Here is a 23,245-nt window from a genome sequence, read left to right on the forward strand (position 1 = left end):
AATCAGAAACGCCCGTTTACAAGTTCTTCATAAGAAAGCACCCTGTAATTGAATTCTGGCCAGGCCATTCGAATACGGAGACTGCATTATGAAAGTACAGGGCACCCATTACCGGTCGATTTGGTGGGACAAACCGGCAGGTGTGGTTCGGATCATCGACCAAAGGTGGTTGCCGCATGATTTTCGGGTCGTAACCCTGAAAACGCTTGACGAATTCGCAGCGGCGATACGGGATATGTGGGTCAGGGGCGCACCTTTGATTGGTGCGACCGCTGCGTTTGGAATTGCCGAGCAGATGTCTCGGGACAGTTCGGAAGCTTCCTTCGACGCTGCGTATGACGTTCTGCACACAACCCGACCCACCGCAATCAACCTGCGCTGGGCATTGGACAGATGCCGAGAAGCGCTGATGCCGCTTGCTCCTGGTGATCGTGCCGAGCGCGCCTGGTCGCTGGCGCAGGAGATTGCAGACGAAGATGTCGAGATCAACGCCGCAATTGGCCGTCACGGGCTGGAACTGATCAAGGATATCGCAGCTCGAAAACCCGCCGGTGAGCCGGTAAGGTTGTTGACCCATTGCAACGCGGGATGGCTGGCGACTGTGGATTGGGGCACGGCCACAAGCCCGATGTATCACGCGCATGACGCGGGCATCCCCCTGCAAGTCTGGGTGGATGAAACCAGACCGCGCAACCAGGGCGCACTGACCTCCTGGGAATTGGGTGAGCATGGCATTCCCCATCGTTACATCGTGGACAATGCCGGCGGTCATTTGATGCAGCACGGCTTGGTTGATTTGGTGATTACGGGCACAGACCGAACCACGGCCCAAGGTGATGTTTGCAACAAGATCGGGACTTATCTGAAAGCTTTGGCTGCACGTGACAACGGTGTGCCATTTTACGTCGCCCTGCCCTCTCCTACGATTGACTGGACAGTTCGCGACGGTGTGGCCGAAATCCCGATCGAGGAACGTGATGCAAGGGAAGTAACCCATGTCATGGGGGTTGATGGGCAGGGGAATATCTCGGACGTACGCGTGACGCCAAATGGCACAGAAGGTGGCAATCCTGCCTTTGATGTCACACCAAACCGTCTGGTGACGGGGCTTATCACCGAGCGCGGCATCAGCGAGGCTTCTACCGACGGGCTTGCCCGGTTGTTTCCCGAACGGGCTGGTTAATACTTTGTTTAGCGCAGTCCTGAATTGTGCAATCGCCCCCGCGGATCATGCACCCGCTTAACTTGCTGAGAATGAATGATGATTGAAAACTGGTACAGGGCCGATGAGGCACGAAAATGGCGGGATCGGGCCGGAACAGATCCCGCAGATCAGGAACTGGGCGAACGTGTCTACACCTCGCGGCTGATCGGTCAGAACCCGGACCTTCTGATGCATGGTGGAGGCAACACGTCAGTCAAGCTGGAACGCCCTGATCTGTTCGGCGATCCGCGGCGTGTTCTGCATGTCAAGGGGTCTGGGTGGGATCTGGACAGCATCGAGGCGCCGGGCCTGCCAGGTGTTTGGCTTGATCCTTTGATGAAACTGCGCGCGCTGGACCACCTGTCAGATGCGCAGATGGTCAATGTTCAGCGCGCCAATCTGCTGGACTCGGGCTCACCGAACCCCTCTGTAGAAACACTCTTGCATGCGTTTCTGCCGCACAAATATGTGGATCATACGCACGCGACACCCTTTCTGGTGCTCGCCAATCTGCCAAACGCCGAGGAGGTTTGCCGCGAGATTTTTGGTGACCGATTGGGCATTGTACCCTATATCATGCCTGGCTTTGGGCTGGCCAAAAAGGCGGCCGAGGTGTTTGACAAAAACCCGAATGTCGAAGGACTTCTACTGCTTCAGCATGGGCATTTTACGTTCGGCGCGACGGCGCAGGAAAGCTATGACCGGATCGTGGCCCATACCAACGAAGTCGCTGCCTATTTCGGAATGAAGGACCTGACGACAATTGGCCGTCGCGATCCGGCTGAGAATCTTGAGGTATTGCCGATCCTGCGCGGGGTCATTGCCGAAGTTGCAGCCCAACGGGATGACCCGATGCCGGTTTTTGACCTCCGCAACGGGCCGGATGTCATGCAGTTTTTTGATCGTCCGGATATTGATTCATTGGCCCAGCGAGGCATGGCGTCGCCGGATCATGTATTACGGACAAAAGGCTGCCCGCTTGTATTGCGAGCATCGGATTTGTCTGGGGGCCGGGCGCGGATCAAGGCGAAGGTCGCAGAGTTTGCCAAAGACTATCGGGAATATTTTGTACGGCAGGCCCCGCAGGCCGACGAGCCCAAGAAACTGCTGCCCCAAGACCCCAAGCATGCTTGGATCGAGGGTGTTGGGATCATTGGAATAGGCCCAAACGCGAAGGCTGCCTCGACAGCGGCGGATCTTGCGGAACAAAACCTGCGGGTGCGATCAGTGGGCGAAGACGCGGGCGGTTTTTTTCCCAACAATGAAAAAGATCGCTTTGATTGTGAATACTGGTCGCTGGAACAGGCGAAGCTGGGCAAGAGCTCACCACCTCCGCTTCAGGGTAAGATCGTGATGGTAACCGGCGGTGCAGGGGCGATAGGTCTGGCGACCGCCAAGGCCTTTGCTGATGCCGGTGCAAATGTCGTTCTGGTGGATCGGGATGAAGGCGCGTTGGCCGAGGCCAAATCGACCCTTGGCACATGGCATTCGACATACGCTTGCGACGTAACCGAAAGAGGCGCCGCGGATGCCGCAATAGCCGCGGTGATACACCGGTTTGGTGGGCTCGATGTAATGGTGTCAAATGCCGGGGCCGCGACCTCGGGCGCATTGCTGGATCTTGGCGAAGAGGAATTCCGTGCTGCTTTTGAACTGAATTTCTTCGCGCACAAGGCATTTGCGATACAGGCTGCCCGAGTTATGCAAGCTCAGGGCCGCGGCGGTCAGATCCTGTTCAATATCTCGAAACAGGCGATCAACCCGGGCCGGAACATGGGGGCCTATGGCACGCCAAAAGCCGCCACCCTGTTTCTGTTGCGCCAGTTGACGCTTGAATTGGCCGAATATGGAATCCGTGTGAATGGGGTGAATGCAGACCGAATTCGGTCTGGCCTGCTGACGGATGGGTTCATTCAGGAACGCGCTGCCGCACGTGGCGTTTCCGAGGAGACCTATATGTCAGGCAACCTGCTGGGCCGCGAAGTCGAGGCAAAGCACGTCGCAAATGCCTTTGTTGCATTGGCGCTGATGGAACGCACCACCGGTCATGTCGTGACGGTGGATGGCGGCAACACCGAAGCCGAACTTCGGTAACGCCTTTGCCCGATTGGTTCCCTGCCTGTGGTGTACCGATGTGCCTCAGGCAGGAACTGCGGATCGGTCTTCACGGATCGGCAGGTGTACTATCGCGCTGAAGGCACCGATCGCGACCCCGATCCACCAAACCATGTTGTAGTCGCCATACTGGTCATACATGCGACCGCCAAGCCAGACGCCCAGAAAGCTGCCGATCTGGTGGCTCAGGAAGATAAAACCATAGAGCGTGCCCATATAGCGCAGACCGTAAAGATGCGCGACGAGACCCGAAGTCAGCGGCACGGTAGCCAGCCAAAGCGATCCCATCATCAACGAGAATACGATGACCGTAAGTGGTGTGATCGGGAACAGGATGAACAATGCCGCGGCAATCGTCCGGCACGTATAGACTGCGGCCAGAAGGTATTTCTTGTGAAAGTGATTGCCGGCCCAACCTGCTAGAAGCGTACCGCCGATATTGGCCAGACCGATCAATGAAATCGACACCGCTCCAAGCGCCGATGTGGAGGTGATACCGATGGAATGCAGTACACCTCCGGGCTGGATTGGCCCGCACATCTCGGTTACGAAAGCCGGGAAATGCGCGGTGATGAAGCCCAGTTGATATCCGCAGCTGAAAAACCCCAGAAAAATGAGAGCGTAGGAAGGATCGCGGAACGCCTTGCCCAGTATCTCGCTCATGCTTTCTTCCAGCTCAGCCTTCGAGATCGTCTGTGGTGCGCGCATAAAGGGCAAGGTCAACACAAGCGCAAGAATCGCCACGGCGAACACGACAAAGACGTGCTGCCATGGCAAGAATGACAGCAGCCATTCCGCCGTTGGCGCCCCCACAACCTGCCCAAAGCTGCCCGCGGCGGTAACGATGGCAAGCGACATGGACCGGTTTTCGTCGGCAGACGCGCGACCGACGACCGCCAGAACCACACCAAACCCGGTCCCGGCGATACCGAAACCCACCAGCCACGCATACATCTGATGTTCGAACGGTGTGACAGACCACGCTGTCAGCACCATGCCGGCCGCGTAGGTGAGAGCGCCAAGAATGATGGCTCGTCGGTCGCCTACCTTTTCGGCAATAGCGGCAAAGATCGGCTGTCCGATACCCCAAGCCAGGTTCTGAATTGCAATCGCCATTGAGAAATCGGTCCGCAGCCAGCCGAACTCAACCGCTATCGGAATCTGGAATAAGCCGAAAGAGGCGCGCACGGCGAAACTGACCGTGACGATGATGCATCCAACAATCAGGATCGGATTCAACAAGCGGGCGTATTGGGGCATGGGACCTCAGGCATTGCGTCCGAAGGACCGTATTAGTTTTGGTGTCAGCGTCAATTCAGCAGATTTGCGGTCACGGATATACAAAATTGATGTTTCGCCAAAAATGGCTTCTTTTCAACGGGCGAGGTGACGGGTAAGGCTCAGATTCATGACGGATCTAATTTCGCTCTACGAGGCCCGCATCGCGGATGGAACCCTGACACGCGACGACGCGCAAGAGGCCGTTCTGCCTCAATTCGAACGTATCCGAGCCGCTTTGTCCGAGCCGGTCAAACGCGGGTTCTTCCGCAAGGCACCTCCGCCCCCCAGAGGACTGTATCTATGGGGCGGTGTCGGGCGTGGAAAATCGATGCTGATGGATATGTTCGTCGATACGCTGGGCGACATCCCGGCACGGCGTGTGCATTTTCATGCTTTCATGCAGGAAATCCATGCTGGAATGCACAAGGCACGACAACAAAATGTAGAGGATGCCCTGGCACCAGTGGCGAAGGAGGTGGTCAATTCAGTTCGCTTGCTCGCATTTGACGAAATGCAGATCACCGACATTACGGACGCAATGATTGTCGGGCGGCTGTTTGACTTGCTGCACGAGGGCGGCGTAGTCGTTGTAACCACGTCGAACAGGCATCCCGACGATCTGTACAAGGATGGGCTGAACCGGCAGCTGTTCCTGCCTTTCATCGCCCATATCAAAGAGCAGTCGCAGGTGTGGGAATTGGTGTCACCCACGGATTACCGGCAAAACAGGTTGGAGGGTGCCCCGGTCTACTTCACACCGATTGGCCCAGAAGCCCGGCAGAAAATCAGAGAGGTCTGGACAGATCTTGCCGGTGGACCCGCAGAACCGCTTGTATTGCAAGTCAAAGGCCGTGCCGTTGAACTGCCAGCCTTTCGCAACGGAGTGGCCCGGGCTTCATTTTATGACCTGTGTGGGCGCATGCTGGGACCGGGGGATTATCTGGCGATTGCGGAAGAAGTGAAGGTGCTGGTGCTTGAGGATATCCCGCGCCTGTCGCGGAACAATTTCAACGAGGCCAAGCGTTTTGTCACCCTGATCGATGCGCTCTACGAAGCCAGGGTGCGATTGATCTGCTCGGCCGCGGCCGAACCCGAGATGCTGTATGTCGAAGGCGAAGGGACATTCGAGTTTGAACGCACCGCATCGCGCCTGCGGGAAATGCAGGATCAGGATTGGGGGCAACTTGGGCGCTGATCCGCCCGTATCGCCTGACCCACCCAAGACTATGTCAGCCAAATCAAGAGGCTGGAACGCGCCTACGCGTTTTCTTGCAGAATTTTTCCGGCCAGATAAAGCGAACCGCAGATCAGAACACGCGCCTGCGGGTCATTGTCCGTGATCACTTTCAATGCGTCCGCTACGCTGTCTGCGGTGGATGCGGGCAGGTTGACCTTGGTCGCAGCCGCAGCGGTTTCTTCTGCACTAAACGTCGCCGCTTCGCCCGGAATGGAGACGGCTGTAAGGCTTGCGGCCTTCTCAGCAAGAGGTGCGAGATACCCGGTCACATCCTTGGTGTTGAGCATGCCGCAAATCATGTGCGTCGGTTTTGGTGGCAGATTCGCCAACACATCCGCCAACGCGACACCTGCGGCGGCGTTATGACCACCGTCCAGCCAAAGCTCGGCCTGCGGGGCCTGATCTACGAGCGGGCCGGATTTCAGACGCTGCATGCGTGCCGGCCATTCGGCTTTGGTGACAGCGGCTTCGTATGCGTTGTCGCCCATGTCCAGATGACGTAGAACTGCCAACGCTGCGCCGGCGTTCTGAACCTGGTGCGCGCCCAGAAGGTTGGGCAGAGGCACATCGCGTAAACCTGTTTCGTCCTGATAGATCAGGCGCCCGTTTTCTTCCTGCACGTGCCAGTGCTGCCCATGGACCAGCAAAGGCGCACCCAAACGGGCGGCGGTGTACTCGATGACCTCAAGCGCTTCGTCCTGTTGTGGGCCGACAATGCACGGAACGCCGGGCTTGATGATACCCGCTTTTTCCGCCGCGATCTTGCCCAAGGTATCACCCAGGAATTGTTCATGATCGATGGATACGGGTGTAATAACTGTGACGGTCGGGTTTTCGATCACGTTGGTAGCGTCCAGACGCCCGCCCAGCCCGACCTCGAGCAGTGTGTAATCTGCTTTGGCACGGGCAAAGGCCAGCAGGGCAGCACATGTGGTGATCTCAAAATAGGTGATGTTTTCGCCGCCGTTGGCAGCGTAGCATTCATCCAGAACCGCCGTCAGTTCTGTTTCCGAGATCAGCTCTCCGGCCAATCGGATGCGTTCATGAAATCGTGCCAGGTGCGGCGAGGTATAAGCGTGTACCGAGCGCCCTGCCCCCTCAAGCCCCGCTCTGATCATCGCCTGAGTCGAGCCCTTGCCGTTGGTGCCGGCAATATGAACGACCGGCGGCAGTTTGATTTGAGGATTGTCCAGCGCCGCCAGCAAACGCCAAACGCGGTCCAAGGTCAGATCAATGATCTTGGGATGCAGCGCCATCATCCGGTCGAGGATGGCGTCAGACGTCTTGGCCGTCATTTCGGATCAGTCTCTTCCACTGGGGCCTCGATTGCGTCGGCTGGTTCCGGTGCGGGTAGATCACCCTTGATCGCAGGGTGCAGCTTCATCAGCATGCGCGTGATGGTGATCAACTCGTCACGCAATTCGGTACGTTTGGTGACACGGTCCAGCATACCGTGATCCAGCAGGTATTCGGCGCGCTGAAAGCCTTCGGGTAGTTTTTCGCGAATCGTCTGCTCGATCACGCGAGGTCCGGCAAAGCAGATCAGCGCATTGGGTTCCGAGATGTGGACATCGCCCAGCATCGCATAAGATGCAGTGACCCCGCCAGTCGTCGGATGAGTCAGAACAACGATATATGGCAGGTTGGCTTCTTTCAGCATCTCAACTGCCACAGTGGTGCGCGGCATCTGCATCAGGCTGAGGATGCCTTCCTGCATACGGGCCCCACCGGCAGCCGAGAAAAGGATCAGAGGACGCTTGAGTTTTACCGCTTCCTGCGCGGCAGCGATGATCGCGTTGCCGACATACATCCCCATCGATCCGCCCATGAACGAAAAGTCCTGGGCTGCGGCCACGATTGGGGTGCGGCCAATTTCACCCAAGGCGACCAGCATGGCTTCCTTTTCGCCGGTCTTTTTCTGCGCTGCTTTCATGCGGTCGGGATATTTCTTCTGATCGCGGAATTGCAACGGGTCGTCTTTTGGGGTGGGCACCTCAACCTCGGCAAAGACGCCGCCGTCAAACAAGTGCTTGAACCGTTCACGCGGCGTGATCGCCATATGGTGGTCACACTGTGTGCAGACATTCTGGTTTTCCGCCAACTCGCGATGGAACAGCATCGTTCCGCATTCGTCGCATTTGTGCCAGAGGTTTTCGGGCACTTCGCGGCGTGAGAAGATCGAGTTGATCCGGGGGCGGACGTAGTTTGTGATCCAGTTCATGTCGGAACCTTGGCTTGTGCGGTGTTGACGTCAAATAGGACGCTACGGAAGGAATTGCAATCAACGCCTGAGCGCAAGTCGCGCGGCCAGCCAGCAAACGAACATCACAGCCAGGTCCACCAGAAGCCAGGGACGAAGCTGCTCGGCGTCAGATGCATCGAACGGAAGGGTAAACAAGGCCAGCCCGTTCAGGTTGTCAGGCAACGAGATGAACAGCAACGCAATGATGTTGTTGAAAAAATGCAACGCAATAGCAGGTCCCAGTGTTCCAGCCCGGGCCGTCAGGTCCGACGTCAACAGACCGAAAACGCAAGCCCATAGCGCAATCAGCAGCGCATTGTCGCCAGCCATGTCGGGCGTGTAATGTCCAACGGCAAACAGGATGGAGGGTACCCCCATCCAGATGACAGGAGATTGGAATCTGGCTGCCAGAGTTTGCTGGATATACCCCCTGAACAATAGTTCTTCGGCGCTGGTCTGTACCAGAACAACCAACGCTGAAACCGGCAACAGAAGAAGCCAGGTCGACAATGGCAGGTTCTGCGATAGAGATCCGCCGAAGCCATAAGGCGGCAACAAGAACCCGACCACACCCAAAATAAGAAGTGCTTTCAACACTTTCAGGAATTGCCCCGCTGCCAATCGGTACCCGCCGATGATAGACGCCAAAGACCTTTGCTGAACTTGCCGCGCGGCGACTGCCACGCCTAGAATGATGAAACCGAAACTGGCCAACAGCAACAGCAGCGCGAGGGGTGAACTGCCCATCAAAAGCGTCTGCGCCCAGCTTTCCGGCCCCATCCCGGCGATCACGGTAAAAAACACGATATTCAGAACGCTGACCAGCACTGCAACCAGCAAGAGCCCCAGCAACAGGCGCCAGATTTCCGGTTTGGCGCGTGCCGTTTCGACCAAATTGCTATGAGCGGTATATGCTTTAGGCATTTTTATCCGTGCTTTCCGGAGTCACCTGATCCGCAATGGCAGGGAGCAGCTCCTCAGGGTTCTGTGCTGCGTTGATTCTTGTGGACAGCGTAGTCAGATACCCCGCGACAGTCTGCAGCAATTGTGTTGCAACCGAAGCGTCGCTTTCGACCACGGCACGCAGTTCCTCTGCACCGATACGCAGGAAACTACAGTCTTCGATGGCGACCAGATCCAGTTGTCTGGGTTCTCCTGTAATGATGGATAGATCACCGATCAGACGCCCGGGCTCGATGATCGAGATTGGGCGTTTTGTTCCATCATCCGCAGGCCAGTCCAGTCTGGCCCGACCTGAGATGCACAGATACGCCGCGTCCGGTGCCTGACCACGCGAGAAGATGACTTGCCCAGCTGCAGCCTCGTACCATTGCGCTGAGAAGGCCAGCAGTCGCTGGTTGCGACCGTCCACGCCGGAAAACAACTCGGTGGCGGATAGGATTTCAAGCTTTCGGCTCAGGTCGTCCGAAGTGCTGTCTTCTTTTGTTGAAGAAGTGCGTGATACTCCGTCGATACGACCTTCTTTGATTTCCACAAACAAATCATAAGCTTCGGGATGTGCAAAGTGATCTTCCATAAAGATCATAATGGAATCCGGCAGCAACTCCCGTAGCTTCAGGCGGGTGCGCAGCCGGCTTTCAGAATCGTGACTTGCCAGAGCCTTATCCAAAATCAGGATGTCAGGACGCTTGATACCGGCGCGAGAGAAAGCGGCACGTTCCTGAAAGACGGTCGGCAGATTGTTCCCGCCCAGACCCGTTGGCAGATCATAAATGATGGCCGCTGCCCGGCGTCGCAAGCCGGCTTCGTTCATGGCTTCGGCCACGACGTCTTCTATGTCGTCTGCATGTGCACCTGCCATCAAAGACACCCGGCCGTAGATCGCATTTTCCAATACTGTCAGACGTGGCACATAGATATCCGGCGCAACCGTTATGAACATACCACCCATCGCATCCCGCAGCCGCTTGGCCTGACTTTTGCGAATGGCAAGAATCTTTTCCTTGTACTCGTCTGGAAAGTCCGGGCCGATCTGTTCTGCCGTCAACAGGAACGGCACCGTCAATAGCAATGCACGCTCCTGATCGCTCACAGCCATATCACCTTTGGCTTTGCGCCGTTCTTCGATATCCAGCAATTTGTGATACATGTCCTTGGACATACCAAGCCTTAGGAAAAGTGGGTGATCCGCTCCGTCCCTCCCGAAGGTCTTGCTGAGCGTATCCATAACGGCCTGAGAGATACTAATCACGTCGTCGGCCAGATCATGGGCGCTGAGCATCTGAACGAACCGTTCGTCACCTGCCAGAATGTCCGGAGATATGTCCCTGGATGGTGCCGCAAACAACAGGTTGCCGCCCAGCGGAACTGCCGGGTTGAAGCGATCGGGGTCAAACCGGTACACATAGCGGTCAAGCCCCTTTTCCACCAGGCGCTTGGCGATTGTCCCTCGTAGATTGACCACTTCCTGTGCCAGAACCGGGTGAATTTCGGGGTCAAACTGCGTACGCAATGTGCGGCGGAACATGAACTCATCAATGCCCATCGCTTCCACCAGCTGGAACCACCAGTCACGTATGTCTTCGATATCGTCAAGGCCAGCGAGACCCGGATCAATCCATTCATCGCCCAGAGAATCCGGTGAATTGCCTGCACGAACAGCTTCGATCTGCCACCGTGTCGGGGCTTTGAGCGTTTCTGCTTCATGACGTGGGTGCGTCCGCAAGGGCATCATGAGGTTATCGCCCAACGTCCCGTCAAACAGGTACGGGCGCGAATAGGCATAGCCGATCCGGGCCGCAATGACGGACTGATGCAGGCCACGTAGATTGTGTCCGGCCATGATCACTTCGCCTTGCACCGGTAACACTTCACGTGTCAGGAGCTGCCCCAACGCACTACGCTCCGACGCGTGTGAAGACTGAATCGCGACACGCGCGCCACGTGGAATGGTCAGATCGAGATCTTCTAGAACGGTTTTACCATCAATATCGCGGACCGTCACATTTCGCAGCTCGATATCGCCAGTCAGACGCGGGATGGTTTCAGGTTCACCTTCGAACAGCTCTTCCGGTATCATGCTATCCGGAGCAAATCTCTCGGTGACGATCTCCCACCGCAAAGACATGTCCTGCACCTGGTTGTAATAGGTCAGCAGATCCTTCCATGGGCCGCTCAGATCCTTGTAGGCACCCAATGCAGCAACCAGAGCACCTACGGTTACCTCACCGGTAATCGCCAGATATCCACCCACTGAATAAAACAGAAAGGGCGTTATCTGAGTAATCAGATTGTTGAGGAACTTCATGAAGAATTTTTTGTTGTAGATCTTGAAGCGGATCTCGAACAGGGTCCCCAACCGATGGCTGAATTGCGCCAGGCGATAGCGCCAACCGCCATTGGTACGCAGATCGCTGATACCCGCCGCAGTTTCGCCGATCTCCGAGCTCAGACGTCGAACTTCCTGAATGCGGTCCTTGTTCAGAAGATTGATCTGCCGCTGAAGCTTGGGGATCAGCCAGGCCTGAAGCGGGATCAGCGCGATACTGGCAAGTCCGAACCAAACACTTTGCATGAACAGGAATGTGACGATCGTCATCATCTGGCCGAACTGAAAAACCGGCTGTGCGATGGCATCCCCCATCAGGCCGCCCATCGGTTCGGCCTCGGATGTGATCATCGATACCAGCTCACCCTGGCTGGTGGTCGCGAAATAGGATTTCGGAAACCGCATCGAGCGCTGGATCAACGTATAACGCAGGCGCCGCAGCATGCGTTCCGCAAGGATGCCCTTCATCGTGTTGATGCGCATCTTCATCACACCACTTGCGATCACCGTCGCCAGGAATGCAATGCACAGTATCATCAGATACTGCACCTGCGTCACGGTGAAATTCCAGATGGTTACCGTGTCACCCGGCGCGCCGATTGCGTCGTTGATGATTTGTTTGGGCAATTCCAGCGAGGCATAAAGAAACGGGAACGACAAGACTGTCAGCAGAAGAAGAACAAGTTGCTGTTTCTTCGAATGTTTCCAAATGAAGGCAAATAAAGTGGACTCCATAACCTGGCCTTGTCATGAGCTAAACTGTTGCGTGGCTGTTTTTGGGGTGACCCACTTTGCAGGTACCAGACGGTAAGCACTGACCCTGTGTATTGCAAGAATAGACCAGTTCATATCCAACACGTCGCGCCTATCCAAATTATGGTCCGACCCCAACAGAAAACCGCAGGCTTTCGATAGCAATTTTGTTATTGCGGGTTTGTTCATGCTCTTCTCCTTGACTAACGACGGGCATTATCGGACGACGTGGCCATGAGCAGGATTCTGGATCGCTATATTCATCGCAAGATTATGGGGCGTTGGCGCAAGGCCGCGCACCAGGCCCCGTATGCCACGCAGGCAGATTTGCGGTTGCAACGAGACCAGGCCCGCGGTTTGCGCAGGCATCTTGATCATTTGATTCAGCAGGCGGACAGCCGCCTTATCCGGCCAAAGGTTGGGTCCACGCAGTTTTCCAAGCCCCTCGGGACGGACTGGAGCTGTCGCCCCGACCTTTGGCGTGGCCCCCTGACGCAACCGGGTGTGGCTTCGGCCCCGCGAAAGGCCGTTCTGGATAGGCAGGTCAGCCTGTTCCACGATTGCCCGCATTCTGAAATTGCCGTGCGGCAGGTCCGCAACAGGGAAGGCAGGGATCTGGCCCCGTTCAGTCTCGTGGTCGAGGTTTTCAGCTTTGAAGGATCCTTTCTGTCAGTTTCTGTCGAATTACCTGAGGATGCAGCAGTTAACCTCACACGCGAGCACCTTGTGAGGGTGGAAACCCTGATCGAGTGTGAAAAGCCATCGAGCGTGTTCGCGCGCCTCAACATTCAGCACGGGCCCAATATGGAGCAAGTGTTGCGAAGCCTTGATCCCACTGAGGCGTCGAATGCGGTGGATTTTGATCTGGCGCACCTCCCCCTGAATGAGCGCAGGATCGAAAAAATCTGGCTGGACCTGATTTTTGAAATGCCCGAAATGAACCGCATAGTGGTGCGGGATCTTACGTTTTGCCGTTTTCATCGCGCCGACTTGTGAGAAGATCAGACATGACGCAAACCACGTTAACCTTCATTCGGTTCGAAAACGGAAGCTGGCAAGGCCATATTCAAGCCAGCAGTGAGCCGATTCTGGAGGTCAGCTACCAGGGCGAAACCCTTAACAATGTTGACCTGTCGCCCGCAGAAGACGGATGGGATTTACGCATACAGGTGCCTGTTGCCGCCCTATCCGAAGGCGTGCACACGTTCGTCATTGCAGACGCAGCTAATGCTGAAAAACTGGGACACTTCACGGTAATCTCGGGTGAGCCTGCAGCAGATGATCTCAGGGCCGAAGTAGATTTGTTGCGTGCAGAGCTGGATATGCTGAAACGCGCATTTCGTCGTATCTGCCGGGACGGCTACTGATCCGTTCTGGCCTGTTTTTTCTATCCTTTTCACCGATTCCGTGCATCATGGTTGCATTCGAAACGGATCGTGCCCAGCAATGGACCGCAGCAGCATTGTCAAAGTCATCGCGTTGATGGTGACAGGATTTGGCATCGGTATCGATTTTACCGGTGCCCTCATGCTGGTGCCTGCAATCGAAAACGGCTTTGACGCCGATATCACCAGCACCCAATGGGTTCTGAACATCTATGCGTTGTTTTTTGCCATGACCATGGTCGCAGGCGGGCGGCTTGGCGACATGTATGGCCACCGCAGGATGATGCTTTTTGGCTTGTCGATCTTTCTGTTTTCCTCGGTCATGTGCTTTGTTTCGCCTAGCCTTGACTTCCTGATCGTTGCACGTGCGTTGCAAGGTATTGGCGCGGGATGCGTCTGGCCTTGCACTCTGGCGTTCGGGGCAACCAAGGTGGCGAAGCCTGAGCATCGGGCGTTGGTGATGGGGCTTATTCTGGCGGGTGTGACGACCGGTAATGTGTTTGGCCCGATGATCAGCGGACTGGCTGTGAACCTGGGGGAGTGGCGGTACTTCTTCCTCGCCAACGTCGTCTTTTCCTGCATTTCGATGGCCACCGCGCTGATCCTGATGGAACGGGAAACCCATCACAAACAGGGTGAGCATCTCGACCTCGCCGGAATGGGTGTATTGTCCTTTGCCGTATTAATTCTGCTTTACGGTCTGGATGTGGGCGCGGATTGGGGGTGGACGTCCGTACCGTTGTTGATGCTCTTTTTCATCAGCGCTGCGCTTTTCATTCTGTTCCCGAAAGTCGAGCAACGCGTAACAGAGCCACTGCTTTTGCCGCAGATGATGCAAAACCGCGAGTTTCGCATCACCCTTGGCCTGAACATGTTCAACGTGTCCGCGGCTTTTGTGGGGCTGCTGTATTTCCCGCAATACATGCAAAAGGTGCTGGGCTGGTCCACGTTTGAATCTGCACTGGGGTTGGCACCGCTAACCGTGTTGCTCGCGGTGGGGTCAGTCGTTTCAGGCACGCTTTACAATGATTTCGGCCCCAAGCGGTTACTGTTTTGGGGGTACCTGATCGCCACGATTGGGGCTGCGACGATTGTGGTGATGCCCAGCGATCTGGGATACTTTCGTATCCTGCCCGGCATGGCGATGATCGGACTGGGGGCAACCCTGACCGTCGGACCGTCCGGCACGGCTGCAATGTGTGCAGTGAAGCCGGAACGGGCTGGGCTGGTCGGCGGTCTGAGCTTTATGACCCATCTGGTTTATGGCGCAATTTCTGTCGCGTGTGCCACGGCCATTATGTACGTCGTCAGCCTGTCTGAGCTTCGCCAGTATGTGGTTGCTTCCGGTATCAAGTTGACGGAAGCAGAGCTTCGGACGATCAATGGCGGAACACTTGATACGCCGTCCGCCCACGCGGTTATTAGCCGGTTGTCATCCAGCGAAGCAGAGACGGTTCATCAGGCATTGTCGGCAGCGTTTGACAGCGGGATGAGTATGGCTTTCGTCTTTTCAGCCTTATCGGTCTCGGTCGGTCTCGTTCTGGCGCTGCTTCTCGATGAAAAGAAACTGCACAGGATCGAAAGCTGAAGCCGTTTAGAAAGGGCTGCGACATGCGCAGCCCCTACAGTTTACTGTGACGGCCCGTTGGGGTTGAAGGCCGACAGCCCCTTCAGGATGTCGATAGCATAGGCCAGCTGGTAATCCTCTTCCCTCAACTCAGCCGTCGCCTCAGCCTTGGCGCGATCTTCTTCGATCTGGCGGATCTCATCTTCGCTCAGGCTGTCATTGTTGAGGCTGCCCCGCAGATCGGCCTCGGACCGCGAACGGGCGTTGGTTTCTTCCTCTTCCGGTTCAGGCGCCGGGCGGGGTTGTTCCACGATAATATCAGGGCTGACACCCAGAGCCTGAATCGACCGCCCTGATGGGGTGTAATACCGGGACGTGGTCAGGCGCATCGCACCATCACCTCGCAGCGGCATCACCGTCTGAACCGACCCCTTGCCGAAGCTTTTGGTGCCGACGACGATAGCGCGGCGATGATCCTGCAAGGCACCGGCAACGATTTCGGACGCTGAAGCCGATCCGCCATTTATCAGCACGACAATGGGTTTGCCTTCCGCCAGATCTCCGGGCGCAGCGTTGAACCGCTCACCCTCTTCCGGGTCCCGTCCACGGGTCGACACGATTTCACCTTCGTTCAGGAACGCATCCGAAACTTTTATGGCCTGTGTCAACAGTCCGCCGGGGTTGTTGCGCAGGTCCAATACGACACCATTGACCTTGTCGATGCCACCGGCTTCTTCGATCTGTTCCCGCAACCCTTCCTGCAGGTTTGGGAAGGTCTGATCATTGAAGGTCGTTACGCGCAGGACGACGCTAGTGCCTTCGGTGCGCGCACGAACGGCGGTCAGCTTGATCGTGTCACGGATAATGGTGACATCGAATGGATCAGGCTCGCCTTCGCGCACGACGGTAATGACAATCTCTGAGCCGACCGGACCACGCATCAGATCCACCGCTTTGTCCAGCGTCAGGCCCAGAATGCTTTCTCCATCCACATGTGTGATGAAATCGCCGGCTTCGATCCCGGCCTCGTCAGCGGGTGTGTCGTCTATGGGAGACACAACTTTGACAAAACCGTCTTCCTGCGTGACCTCAATGCCTAGCCCACCGAACTCGCCCCGAGTCTGCACGCGCATCTGTTCGGCATCATCGGGCGAAAGATAACTGGAGTGCGGATCAAGAGAGGTCAGCATGCCATCGATTGCAGCCTCGATCAGTTCTTCGGGCTCAACCTCTTCGACATATTGTGCACGGATGCGCTCGAAAATGTCACCGAACAGGTCAAGCTGTTCATAGACGCTGGCCTTGTTCACGGCCTCTTGCGCCAGCAGGGGGCCTGCGATCTGCGTTGTAGCAAGAATGCCTGCCACCGTTCCGGCCAAACCGGCCATCACAAATTTCTTCATACTCGTTTATCCATCCTTGTCGGTCCGAAACCACGTTTCCGGGTCCACCGGGCTGTTATCTTCTCTTACCTCTATATAGAGCGTTTCTGGGCGATCAGTTCCAGTGCCATCACCGCTTGTTGACAATATTGCGCCGATTTCCGGCGTTTCACCCGGCATCAGACCAACCGGAGTACCTTTTGGGATCACCTGCCCGGGGTGACCATAGACCTCTTGCAAGCCCGAAAACACGAACAACAGGCCCGGTTGCGGCTCCAGAATGACCAGGTTTCCCAGATCCAGCAATGGCCCGCGATAGCGGATCGTGGCCGCGGTTGGGGATGTTACAAGCGCACGGGAACGAGTGCCGATAACCAGACCTGCGCGGGTAACCCCTGTCGCGTCCGGCTCACCTGCCTTCCGAAGCACGACGCCTTGAACTGGCAAAGCGATCTGCCCTTTCTGGTCCAAGACGCTAGCGTCGGATTCCATGATCTCACCTTCCGAGATTTCTGACAGGCCGCTTGCGAAGCCATCCAGAGTCTCGGTGGATGATATCAGAATGGCCGTGCGCACCGGGTCTTCAACAAATCGACGCGGCAAATCAGTGCGGTCGGCAATCGCTTCGCTCAACCGTGTGCGGGCCTCTTGCACACCGCTCAGTCCTTCTGTCAGAGTTTCCGAGGCGCTTTGCTGCAGAAGGCGCAGTGTCTGAACTTCGTTCAGGTCCTGTGCCAGCGCTTGCGCTTTTGCGTTGAGACCAGGCGTGACTTCAGAAAGTATCATTCCGGCCCGCGCCGCGCCCAATGGGCCTGAAGGGTGCAACATCAGCACCGGCGGGGCGGTCGTTTCAATGGTCTGCAAAACGCCAAGCAATTGCCTGACATCCTTTTCGCGCACCCTCAGTTGCGCGCTCAGTTGCGCTTCGCGCGTCGCAGCTTTGCGCAGACCATTCCGCATCGCGCTTAGCCCGGCCTCATAGGCCTGTATCGTTTCGGTCAACGCGCGCACCCGATCCCGGGCACCTTCGGCTTCAGTCAGAGAGATAGACGCCTGTTCCAGCATCTCTGCGGCTTCAAGTGCAGCCTCGGATGAGTCAGTCTGGGCCAGAGCCTGCAAGGTTGACAGCAAAAATAGTGCAAGGGCGGTCAGCCTCATGACAATAGGCTTTCTCCGGTCATTTCTGGCGGTTTGGGCAGGTTCATCAAGTCAAGCAGCGTCGGCGCCAGATCAGACAATCGACCTTGACGCAATCGCGCCCCTTCAGGTCCGCCAACCAACGCAACGGGCACTGGGTTCAGCGTGTGCGCCGTATGTGCACCACCGGTTGCCGGATCAACCATCACTTCACAGTTTCCGTGGTCGGCGGTGATGATCATTGCACCGCCTGCCTTTTCCAAGGCAGCAACGACCTGTGCCAACCCTGTATCGACAGCCTCACATGCCTTGATCGCAGCTTGCAGATCGCCGGTATGCCCGACCATATCAGGGTTGGCGTAATTGGTCACGATCAGGTCATATCCTTGTTCAATCGCCTCGACAAACCTGGCTGTGACCTCAGCCGAGGACATCTCGGGCTGCAAGTCATAGGTCGCGACTTTAGGTGACTTGGGCATACAGCGATCTTCACCCTGTTCCGGGGTTTCCTTACCCCCGTTCAGGAAAAAGGTTACATGGGGGTATTTTTCAGTTTCAGCCAGCCGGAATTGACGTAATCCCTGCTTAGCCACCCATTCCCCGAGCGTGTTCTCAATCGCCCGTTTCGGAAAAACCGTGGTCATGTATGCGTTGTGACCGTCCGAATAATCCACCATACCCAGCAGCGCCGACAGTTTTGGCCGCGGCCCGGTTTCGAACTCTGCAAAGCCCGGTTCACCAATCGCGCGCAGAATTTCGCGAGCGCGATCTGCTCGGAAATTCAGACAGAAGAAGCCATCTCCGTCGACGACGCCTTCGTAACCTTCCAGTACGGTTGGCGTGATGAATTCGTCAGACTCCGACTGGTTGTAGGCGTGGTCCACGGCGCCATGTGCGGTGTTGGCCGCCCTGCCCTTGCCGTTGATCATCGCGTCGTAAGCTTCTGATACCCGCTCCCAGCGATTGTCGCGGTCCATGGCGAAATAGCGACCGCTCACCGTGACAACGCGGGCACCCTCGGGCAGCCGCTCTTCCAACCGGGACAAATAGGTCAGCGCAGATTTGGGGGCCACATCGCGCCCGTCGGTAACGGCATGAAGGGCGACAGGAACGCCGGCGTCCGTAATGGCCCTGGTTGCAGCTATGATGTGGTTCAGATGCCCATGGACACCACCGTCCGAGACCAACCCCATAAGGTGAGCCGTCCCCCCGGAGGCTTTGACCTTGGAAATAAAAGCCTGCAGGGCCTCATTGCCAAAAAATGAACCGTCTTCGATGGCCAGGTCAATCTGACCCAGATCCATGGCAACAACGCGACCTGCGCCGATATTGGTATGGCCTACTTCGGAATTACCCATCTGCCCGTTGGGCAAACCCACATCAGGGCCGTGCGTTACCAGCGTGGCGTGCGGGAACTTGGCCATGATCGCGTCAAAGGTCGGAGTGTTCGCCAGTAAAGGCGCATTCGCCTGCTTGTCGTCGGACAGGCCCCAACCATCAAGAATACACAGTACAACTGGTTTGGGGGTGGACATTGAAATTCTCCGATTACTGCTCTTGGGTCATCTTCTACCGTCTGGCTGGCAAGGGGTGAACCGTCTTTGCGTTAATTTGCGCAGAATTAATCAAGCCGCCGGGTGCCCAAGATCTCCCGCTGGAAGACAACGAACCCCTGAACAACTCGATTAAAGGGCCTCATGTTTTGTTCGATGAAAACGCGGACAAAACTAATCTTTTAGGTAGCTTTTGTATGGCTGCGCCATGCGGTCGCGATACTTGACCGTCAGTTCCAACGGCGTGTCGTTTTCGTCGTAAATACCGATCATGATTCCTGTACCCCCACTTCGCGTCCGCATATCGACCAACTGCTGTTCGGATCGGGTAGTGCGCTGAGACGTGCGCCGCGCCCAGGCGAACAGGTGATCATACATCTGCGCGATAACATCCGAATGGTCCGCGCTGTCACCTAAATCGATCAGCTCATCCGGGTCGTTTTCCAGATCGAACAGGATCGGCCTGTACCCACCTTCGCAATGGATGAGCTTCCACTTTTCATTCGCGACCATGAACATCACCGCATCGCGAACAGATGCGTTCAGCCGCTGCGCGATCGGAGACGCGGAATAGTCGTACTCGCAGATTGCGACCGTTCGGGGCGTTTTGTCGGACTGACCATGCAGGATCGGCAGCAGAGAATACCCCTCGAGAATATGACCGGCTTTTTCACCGCCTGCCTGTTCCAGAAACGTTGGCGCCAGATCGATCGACTCGACCAGCGCGTCGCAGGTGGTGCCGCGCGTGAGGTCTGCTTCAGGTGACGGATCATAAATAATCAGCGGCACTTTGGTTGAGGCATCGTGGAAGAACGTCTTTTCACCCATCCAGTGGTCGCCCAGAAAGTCGCCATGGTCTGAGGTCAACACGATCATCGTGTCGTCCATCCGCCCGGTTTTCTCCATCCAGTCGAACAGGCGACCCATCTGGTCATCAGCTTGTTTGATCAGCCCCATGTAAGCTGGGATCACCGCCTCGCGGACATCCTGACGCGAAAATGCCTGCCCGACCTTGGTGTCCATAAAGGCCTTCAGGACGGGGTGTGCAGTCATTCGCTCGCCCTCAGAGCGGACCACGGGCACAACATGCTCTGGTCCATACATCGAAGCGTAAGGTTCTGGCACAACGTAAGGCCAGTGTGGCTTGATATAACTGAGGTGACAGCACCACGGTCCTTCATGGCTTTCCATGAACTCGATCCCACGGGTCGTCAGATATGGAGTTTCACTGTCCTCTTCCGCAATGTTTGCAGGCTCGGATGAATTCTTCAGGAACCAGCCTGACAGAACATTGCCATCAGCATCCAGACCGGAATTGGCAAAGTCATGCCAGGGGTTGTCGCTCTCGTATCCCTTGTCTGCAAGGTATTGGTTGTATTTCTTTGCCCCGTCCGGATCATAGAACCCATCCGGACCCTCGGCACGCAACCCGTCATCGCGTTCGAACACGTCAAACCCGCATTCCGCCACGCGGGCACCGATGACGCTGTCGGGCTCCAGCCCAAGACGGGCCATCCCCTCGGCATCCGCGGCCATATGTGTCTTGCCAACAAGCCAGCAATCCATTCCCGTTTTGCGCAGGTGGTCGCCCAGCGTGATCTCGCCCACTTTCAGAGGGATGTTGTTCCATGACGCACCATGGGAATGCACATATCGTCCGGTATAGGTGGACATACGTGAACTGCCGCAAATCGGCGACTGGATATAGGCGCGGTCAAAGCGAACACCGCGCGCGGCCAGACGATCGATATTCGGAGTGTGCAGATGTGGATGCCCATAACAACTCAGATAATCCCAGCGCAGCTGGTCGAACATGATGAACAGGATATTCTTTGCCTTGGCCAACGCGACGCCTCTCCGAAAGTCATGGGGACCTAGTTAGCCATTTCCGCCCGCAGAGCGAAGAAAAACTTGCTTCAGGTCTGCTGTTCCATTTGTTCCAGCATCTTCCTGGCACGTTTGCATTGCAATTGGTCGCGCAGCGGGCTGTCCGGGTCGACATCTTTTTGGCACACAACGCACTTATCAGCGCCCGAGATCGCGTTCAGGCCACCACAGCTGCCCTTGATGGTCTTACCCATCAGCATGACACCCAAAGACATACCGACCATGACAAGTGCCAGCAGAATAAATGCCAGAATAAAAGTGCTCATCTTGGTCCCTGCTTGTCAGTTGGTTCCCAAAGCGTCTTTGAACGCGGTGCTGTGCGACGTAATATAGGCATCTTCGCCGCCTGTCACATCCCGCGAAATGAAGTACACGGCAAGTTTATGCTTTTCCGCAATGTCCATTCCCTTCTCCTGACCCAAAGCCAGCATGGCCGTTGCCCAGGCATCCGCCAACATAGCGTTTCCCGCCAGAACCGTGACAGAGGTCGTGCGATGTGTGATCGGGCGTCCCGTGGTCGGATCGATGATATGCGAATAACGCACACCGTCCTGTTCGAAGAAATTCTTGTAATCACCCGAGCTGGCCATGCCACGATCATCCAGGGAAACGATCAATTGAATGCTCTGAGTGCCCGTTTCAGGCTTTTCGATGCCAATGCGCCAGGCTTCGCCCTGCTCATTCTTTCCCTTGGCGACAAGATCACCGCCGATCTCGACAAGGTAATCGTCGATACCGGCATCCTGCAAAGCGCCGGCAACCGCATCGATGCCATAGCCCTTCGCAATCGCCGACAGGTTGATGCCCACTTGCGGATCAGATTTTGACAGAGTGCCAGATTCGGTGTTGAGCGTCAGCAAACTGGCTTGCCCGACGCCGCTTAACGCGGCCTCGATTTCGGCATCCGATGGCACCGGATCCTCGGGCTTGCGCGGGCCAAAGCCCCAAAGTTCGATCAGCGGACCCAGAGTTACGTCAAAGGTCCCACCGGTTTTTTCGTGCACGTCATTGGCTGCCGAAAGGACCAGCGCGAGTTCGTCTGAAACCGGAACCGGGGCTGTGCTGGTTGAAGCCGAAAAGACAGAAACCTCGGACTTTGGATCCCAATTGGACATCTTGGCGTTGACCTCGGCCAGCGTCTCTTCGACCGCGGCGGCCAATGCGGCCTCATCAATATCTTCACCGATCGCGGTAATATTGAAGGTCGTGCCCATTGTTTCGCCCGACAGACGAACCACCTCGGGTTCCTTGTCGAACAGACAGCCGGAAAGGAGGGTGGCAACGGCCAGTACAGGCATAAGACGCATCGGTCGATCTCCGGGAAATTCTGTGCCCGGCATATGCCAGTGGCCCCGGCCAGAGTCAAACTGCGATCACATCTTTAGCGGCAGGAATCCCAGCACCAACAGGCCGACCCCCGCCGGCACGCCAAAGAACCACGCACGTTTTTGCCAACCCGGCGGCTGTTGTTTCCACGCCATGCGAAAATTGTGGCCGCATACGACAACCGCAAAGAAGATCAAGGCCGCTATGGGTGGAGTAAGATAGAGTTCACTCAATAGCTTAAACGTCCTTTCCGGGCCCGCGTATTTGCCGATCCGCGCAATTGCACCCTATACAGGTCGTTTAGCTGCGCTAAGGTGAAAGGGAAAGACTTTGCAAGAACCACAAGGAGATTGCCCATGGCTCCAACCTCTTACCAGTCGCCCTCGCGCGGCGACAAGGCTGACAAGACGACGTACAGCCAGTCAGCGGAATCGAACCTTTCGCACTCGCAGACAACTGTGGCCAAGCTGCTTGAAGGTAAAGGGGACGCGGTTTTTTCGGTGCGCCCAAACGACACCATTCATTCTGTGGTCAACACGCTGAAGGAAAAACGGATCGGCGCTGTACTTGTGACGGATCAGAACGGGGTGTTGCAGGGGATTTTGTCAGAACGGGACATTGTCCGGCGGATGGCAGATACACCCGGCCAGACCCTGCCGCAATCGGTCGAAGACCTGATGACCAAGGACGTAAAGACCTGCACACCCGATGATCTGCTGAATGAAGTCCTGAAAACAATGACCGAAGGCCGTTTTCGCCATATGCCGGTGCTGCGCGACGGTATTTTATGCGGCGTTATCACGATCGGAGACGTTGTCCATTTCCGCCTGAAAGAGCTGGAATACGAAGCCCTTCGCATGAAGCAAATGATCGTCGGTTAATCGTCC

The 23,245-nt window shown here is 56.4% G+C and carries 19 protein-coding genes; 7 read left to right on the top strand and 12 right to left on the bottom strand.

All coding sequences use genetic code 11. From position 1 onward, the window contains the following. The first annotated feature begins 88 nt into the window (after positions 1-88). Both mtnA and AC2FEB_RS01230 read left to right on the top strand, forming a co-directional pair. Positions 89-1,183 carry an S-methyl-5-thioribose-1-phosphate isomerase gene (mtnA, locus tag AC2FEB_RS01225; RefSeq protein ID WP_117873136.1) on the top strand — a complete coding sequence of 365 codons (1,095 nt, stop codon included), beginning with the start codon at positions 89-91 and terminating at the stop codon, positions 1,181-1,183. A 75-nt stretch (positions 1,184-1,258) separates the two neighbouring features. Beyond that, positions 1,259-3,298: a bifunctional aldolase/short-chain dehydrogenase gene (locus tag AC2FEB_RS01230; RefSeq protein WP_496670537.1), complete on the top strand. Its 2,040-nt coding sequence runs from the start codon at positions 1,259-1,261 to the stop codon at positions 3,296-3,298. A gap of 45 nt (positions 3,299-3,343) precedes the next feature. On the opposite strand, the gene AC2FEB_RS01235 is transcribed toward AC2FEB_RS01230, so the two are convergent. Next, entirely contained in the window at positions 3,344-4,579 is a 1,236-nt protein-coding gene (locus AC2FEB_RS01235; RefSeq protein WP_496670534.1) for an MFS transporter, read from the bottom strand. 148 nt (positions 4,580-4,727) lie between these two features. Here AC2FEB_RS01235 and zapE point away from each other — a divergent pair, with 148 nt between their 5' ends. After that, positions 4,728-5,795, top strand: coding sequence for a cell division protein ZapE (gene zapE, locus AC2FEB_RS01240; protein WP_496670532.1), 1,068 nt, complete (start codon positions 4,728-4,730; stop codon positions 5,793-5,795). A gap of 62 nt (positions 5,796-5,857) precedes the next feature. On the opposite strand, the gene AC2FEB_RS01245 is transcribed toward zapE, so the two are convergent. Genes AC2FEB_RS01245 through AC2FEB_RS01260 form a run of 4 tightly spaced genes read right to left on the bottom strand, consistent with a single transcriptional unit; the run spans position 5,858 to position 12,103 of the window. Next, positions 5,858-7,132, bottom strand: coding sequence for a bifunctional folylpolyglutamate synthase/dihydrofolate synthase (locus AC2FEB_RS01245; RefSeq protein WP_496670529.1), 1,275 nt, complete (start codon positions 7,130-7,132; stop codon positions 5,858-5,860). Beyond that, positions 7,129-8,058: an acetyl-CoA carboxylase, carboxyltransferase subunit beta gene (accD, locus tag AC2FEB_RS01250; protein ID WP_117873132.1), complete on the bottom strand. Its 930-nt coding sequence runs from the start codon at positions 8,056-8,058 to the stop codon at positions 7,129-7,131. Before accD ends, AC2FEB_RS01245 begins: the two co-directional genes overlap by 4 nt. 60 nt (positions 8,059-8,118) lie before the next feature. After that, on the bottom strand, positions 8,119-9,003 hold the full coding sequence (locus tag AC2FEB_RS01255; RefSeq protein WP_496670526.1) for a CPBP family intramembrane glutamic endopeptidase: 885 nt from the start codon (positions 9,001-9,003) through the stop codon (positions 8,119-8,121). Further along, a complete protein-coding gene (locus tag AC2FEB_RS01260) occupies positions 8,996-12,103 on the bottom strand; it encodes an ABC transporter transmembrane domain-containing protein (protein WP_496670524.1) in 3,108 nt (1,035 codons plus the stop codon). Before AC2FEB_RS01260 ends, AC2FEB_RS01255 begins: the two co-directional genes overlap by 8 nt. Positions 12,104-12,355: 252 nt before the next feature. Here AC2FEB_RS01260 and AC2FEB_RS01265 point away from each other — a divergent pair, with 252 nt between their 5' ends. The 3 genes from AC2FEB_RS01265 (at position 12,356) to AC2FEB_RS01275 (ending at position 15,094) form a co-directional block, all read left to right on the top strand. Continuing rightward, positions 12,356-13,117, top strand: a complete 762-nt coding sequence (locus AC2FEB_RS01265) for a DUF6478 family protein (RefSeq protein ID WP_496670521.1) — start codon at positions 12,356-12,358, stop codon at positions 13,115-13,117. Positions 13,118-13,128: 11 nt separating this feature from the next. Next, on the top strand, positions 13,129-13,488 hold the full coding sequence (locus AC2FEB_RS01270; protein ID WP_117873128.1) for a hypothetical protein: 360 nt from the start codon (positions 13,129-13,131) through the stop codon (positions 13,486-13,488). A gap of 79 nt (positions 13,489-13,567) precedes the next feature. Next, on the top strand, positions 13,568-15,094 hold the full coding sequence (locus tag AC2FEB_RS01275; RefSeq protein ID WP_496883810.1) for an MFS transporter: 1,527 nt from the start codon (positions 13,568-13,570) through the stop codon (positions 15,092-15,094). A gap of 41 nt (positions 15,095-15,135) precedes the next feature. Here AC2FEB_RS01275 and AC2FEB_RS01280 read toward each other — a convergent pair whose 3' ends face one another. The 7 genes from AC2FEB_RS01280 to AC2FEB_RS01310 form a co-directional block, all read right to left on the bottom strand. Continuing rightward, a complete protein-coding gene (locus tag AC2FEB_RS01280; protein WP_496670512.1) occupies positions 15,136-16,476 on the bottom strand; it encodes a S41 family peptidase in 1,341 nt (446 codons plus the stop codon). A 6-nt stretch (positions 16,477-16,482) separates the two neighbouring features. Next, positions 16,483-17,613 carry a murein hydrolase activator EnvC family protein gene (locus AC2FEB_RS01285; RefSeq protein ID WP_496670510.1) on the bottom strand — a complete coding sequence of 377 codons (1,131 nt, stop codon included), beginning with the start codon at positions 17,611-17,613 and terminating at the stop codon, positions 16,483-16,485. After that, positions 17,610-19,127, bottom strand: coding sequence for a 2,3-bisphosphoglycerate-independent phosphoglycerate mutase (gene gpmI, locus AC2FEB_RS01290; RefSeq protein ID WP_299897960.1), 1,518 nt, complete (start codon positions 19,125-19,127; stop codon positions 17,610-17,612). Before gpmI ends, AC2FEB_RS01285 begins: the two co-directional genes overlap by 4 nt. 192 nt (positions 19,128-19,319) lie before the next feature. Further along, positions 19,320-20,990, bottom strand: a complete 1,671-nt coding sequence (locus AC2FEB_RS01295; RefSeq protein WP_496670507.1) for a sulfatase-like hydrolase/transferase — start codon at positions 20,988-20,990, stop codon at positions 19,320-19,322. 71 nt (positions 20,991-21,061) lie between these two features. After that, positions 21,062-21,298: a (Na+)-NQR maturation NqrM gene (gene nqrM, locus AC2FEB_RS01300; protein WP_170345281.1), complete on the bottom strand. Its 237-nt coding sequence runs from the start codon at positions 21,296-21,298 to the stop codon at positions 21,062-21,064. Positions 21,299-21,313: 15 nt separating this feature from the next. Next, entirely contained in the window at positions 21,314-22,330 is a 1,017-nt protein-coding gene (locus tag AC2FEB_RS01305) for an FAD:protein FMN transferase (RefSeq protein WP_496670975.1), read from the bottom strand. A gap of 75 nt (positions 22,331-22,405) precedes the next feature. Beyond that, positions 22,406-22,591 carry a hypothetical protein gene (locus AC2FEB_RS01310; RefSeq protein WP_299897950.1) on the bottom strand — a complete coding sequence of 62 codons (186 nt, stop codon included), beginning with the start codon at positions 22,589-22,591 and terminating at the stop codon, positions 22,406-22,408. 123 nt (positions 22,592-22,714) lie between these two features. Here AC2FEB_RS01310 and AC2FEB_RS01315 point away from each other — a divergent pair, with 123 nt between their 5' ends. Continuing rightward, complete coding sequence (locus AC2FEB_RS01315) at positions 22,715-23,239, top strand: CBS domain-containing protein (protein ID WP_496883811.1); 525 nt, start codon at positions 22,715-22,717, stop codon at positions 23,237-23,239. Positions 23,240-23,245 lie beyond the last annotated feature (6 nt).

The organism is Ruegeria sp. YTSC106 (genome assembly GCF_059609765.1).

What these genes read in the sequence shown, in the direction of transcription:
- mtnA (WP_117873136.1), top strand. Translation starts at nt 89, where the DNA reads ATGAAAGTACAGGGCACCCATTACCGGTCGATTTGGTGGGACAAACCG.
- AC2FEB_RS01230 (WP_496670537.1), top strand. Translation starts at nt 1,259, where the DNA reads ATGATGATTGAAAACTGGTACAGGGCCGATGAGGCACGAAAATGGCGG.
- AC2FEB_RS01235 (WP_496670534.1), bottom strand. Translation starts at nt 4,579, where the DNA reads ATGCCCCAATACGCCCGCTTGTTGAATCCGATCCTGATTGTTGGATGC.
- zapE (WP_496670532.1), top strand. Translation starts at nt 4,728, where the DNA reads ATGACGGATCTAATTTCGCTCTACGAGGCCCGCATCGCGGATGGAACC.
- AC2FEB_RS01245 (WP_496670529.1), bottom strand. Translation starts at nt 7,132, where the DNA reads ATGACGGCCAAGACGTCTGACGCCATCCTCGACCGGATGATGGCGCTG.
- accD (WP_117873132.1), bottom strand. Translation starts at nt 8,058, where the DNA reads ATGAACTGGATCACAAACTACGTCCGCCCCCGGATCAACTCGATCTTC.
- AC2FEB_RS01255 (WP_496670526.1), bottom strand. Translation starts at nt 9,003, where the DNA reads ATGCCTAAAGCATATACCGCTCATAGCAATTTGGTCGAAACGGCACGC.
- AC2FEB_RS01260 (WP_496670524.1), bottom strand. Translation starts at nt 12,103, where the DNA reads ATGGAGTCCACTTTATTTGCCTTCATTTGGAAACATTCGAAGAAACAG.
- AC2FEB_RS01265 (WP_496670521.1), top strand. Translation starts at nt 12,356, where the DNA reads ATGAGCAGGATTCTGGATCGCTATATTCATCGCAAGATTATGGGGCGT.
- AC2FEB_RS01270 (WP_117873128.1), top strand. Translation starts at nt 13,129, where the DNA reads ATGACGCAAACCACGTTAACCTTCATTCGGTTCGAAAACGGAAGCTGG.
- AC2FEB_RS01275 (WP_496883810.1), top strand. Translation starts at nt 13,568, where the DNA reads ATGGACCGCAGCAGCATTGTCAAAGTCATCGCGTTGATGGTGACAGGA.
- AC2FEB_RS01280 (WP_496670512.1), bottom strand. Translation starts at nt 16,476, where the DNA reads ATGAAGAAATTTGTGATGGCCGGTTTGGCCGGAACGGTGGCAGGCATT.
- AC2FEB_RS01285 (WP_496670510.1), bottom strand. Translation starts at nt 17,613, where the DNA reads ATGAGGCTGACCGCCCTTGCACTATTTTTGCTGTCAACCTTGCAGGCT.
- gpmI (WP_299897960.1), bottom strand. Translation starts at nt 19,127, where the DNA reads ATGTCCACCCCCAAACCAGTTGTACTGTGTATTCTTGATGGTTGGGGC.
- nqrM (WP_170345281.1), bottom strand. Translation starts at nt 21,298, where the DNA reads ATGAGCACTTTTATTCTGGCATTTATTCTGCTGGCACTTGTCATGGTC.
- AC2FEB_RS01305 (WP_496670975.1), bottom strand. Translation starts at nt 22,330, where the DNA reads ATGCCTGTACTGGCCGTTGCCACCCTCCTTTCCGGCTGTCTGTTCGAC.
- AC2FEB_RS01315 (WP_496883811.1), top strand. Translation starts at nt 22,715, where the DNA reads ATGGCTCCAACCTCTTACCAGTCGCCCTCGCGCGGCGACAAGGCTGAC.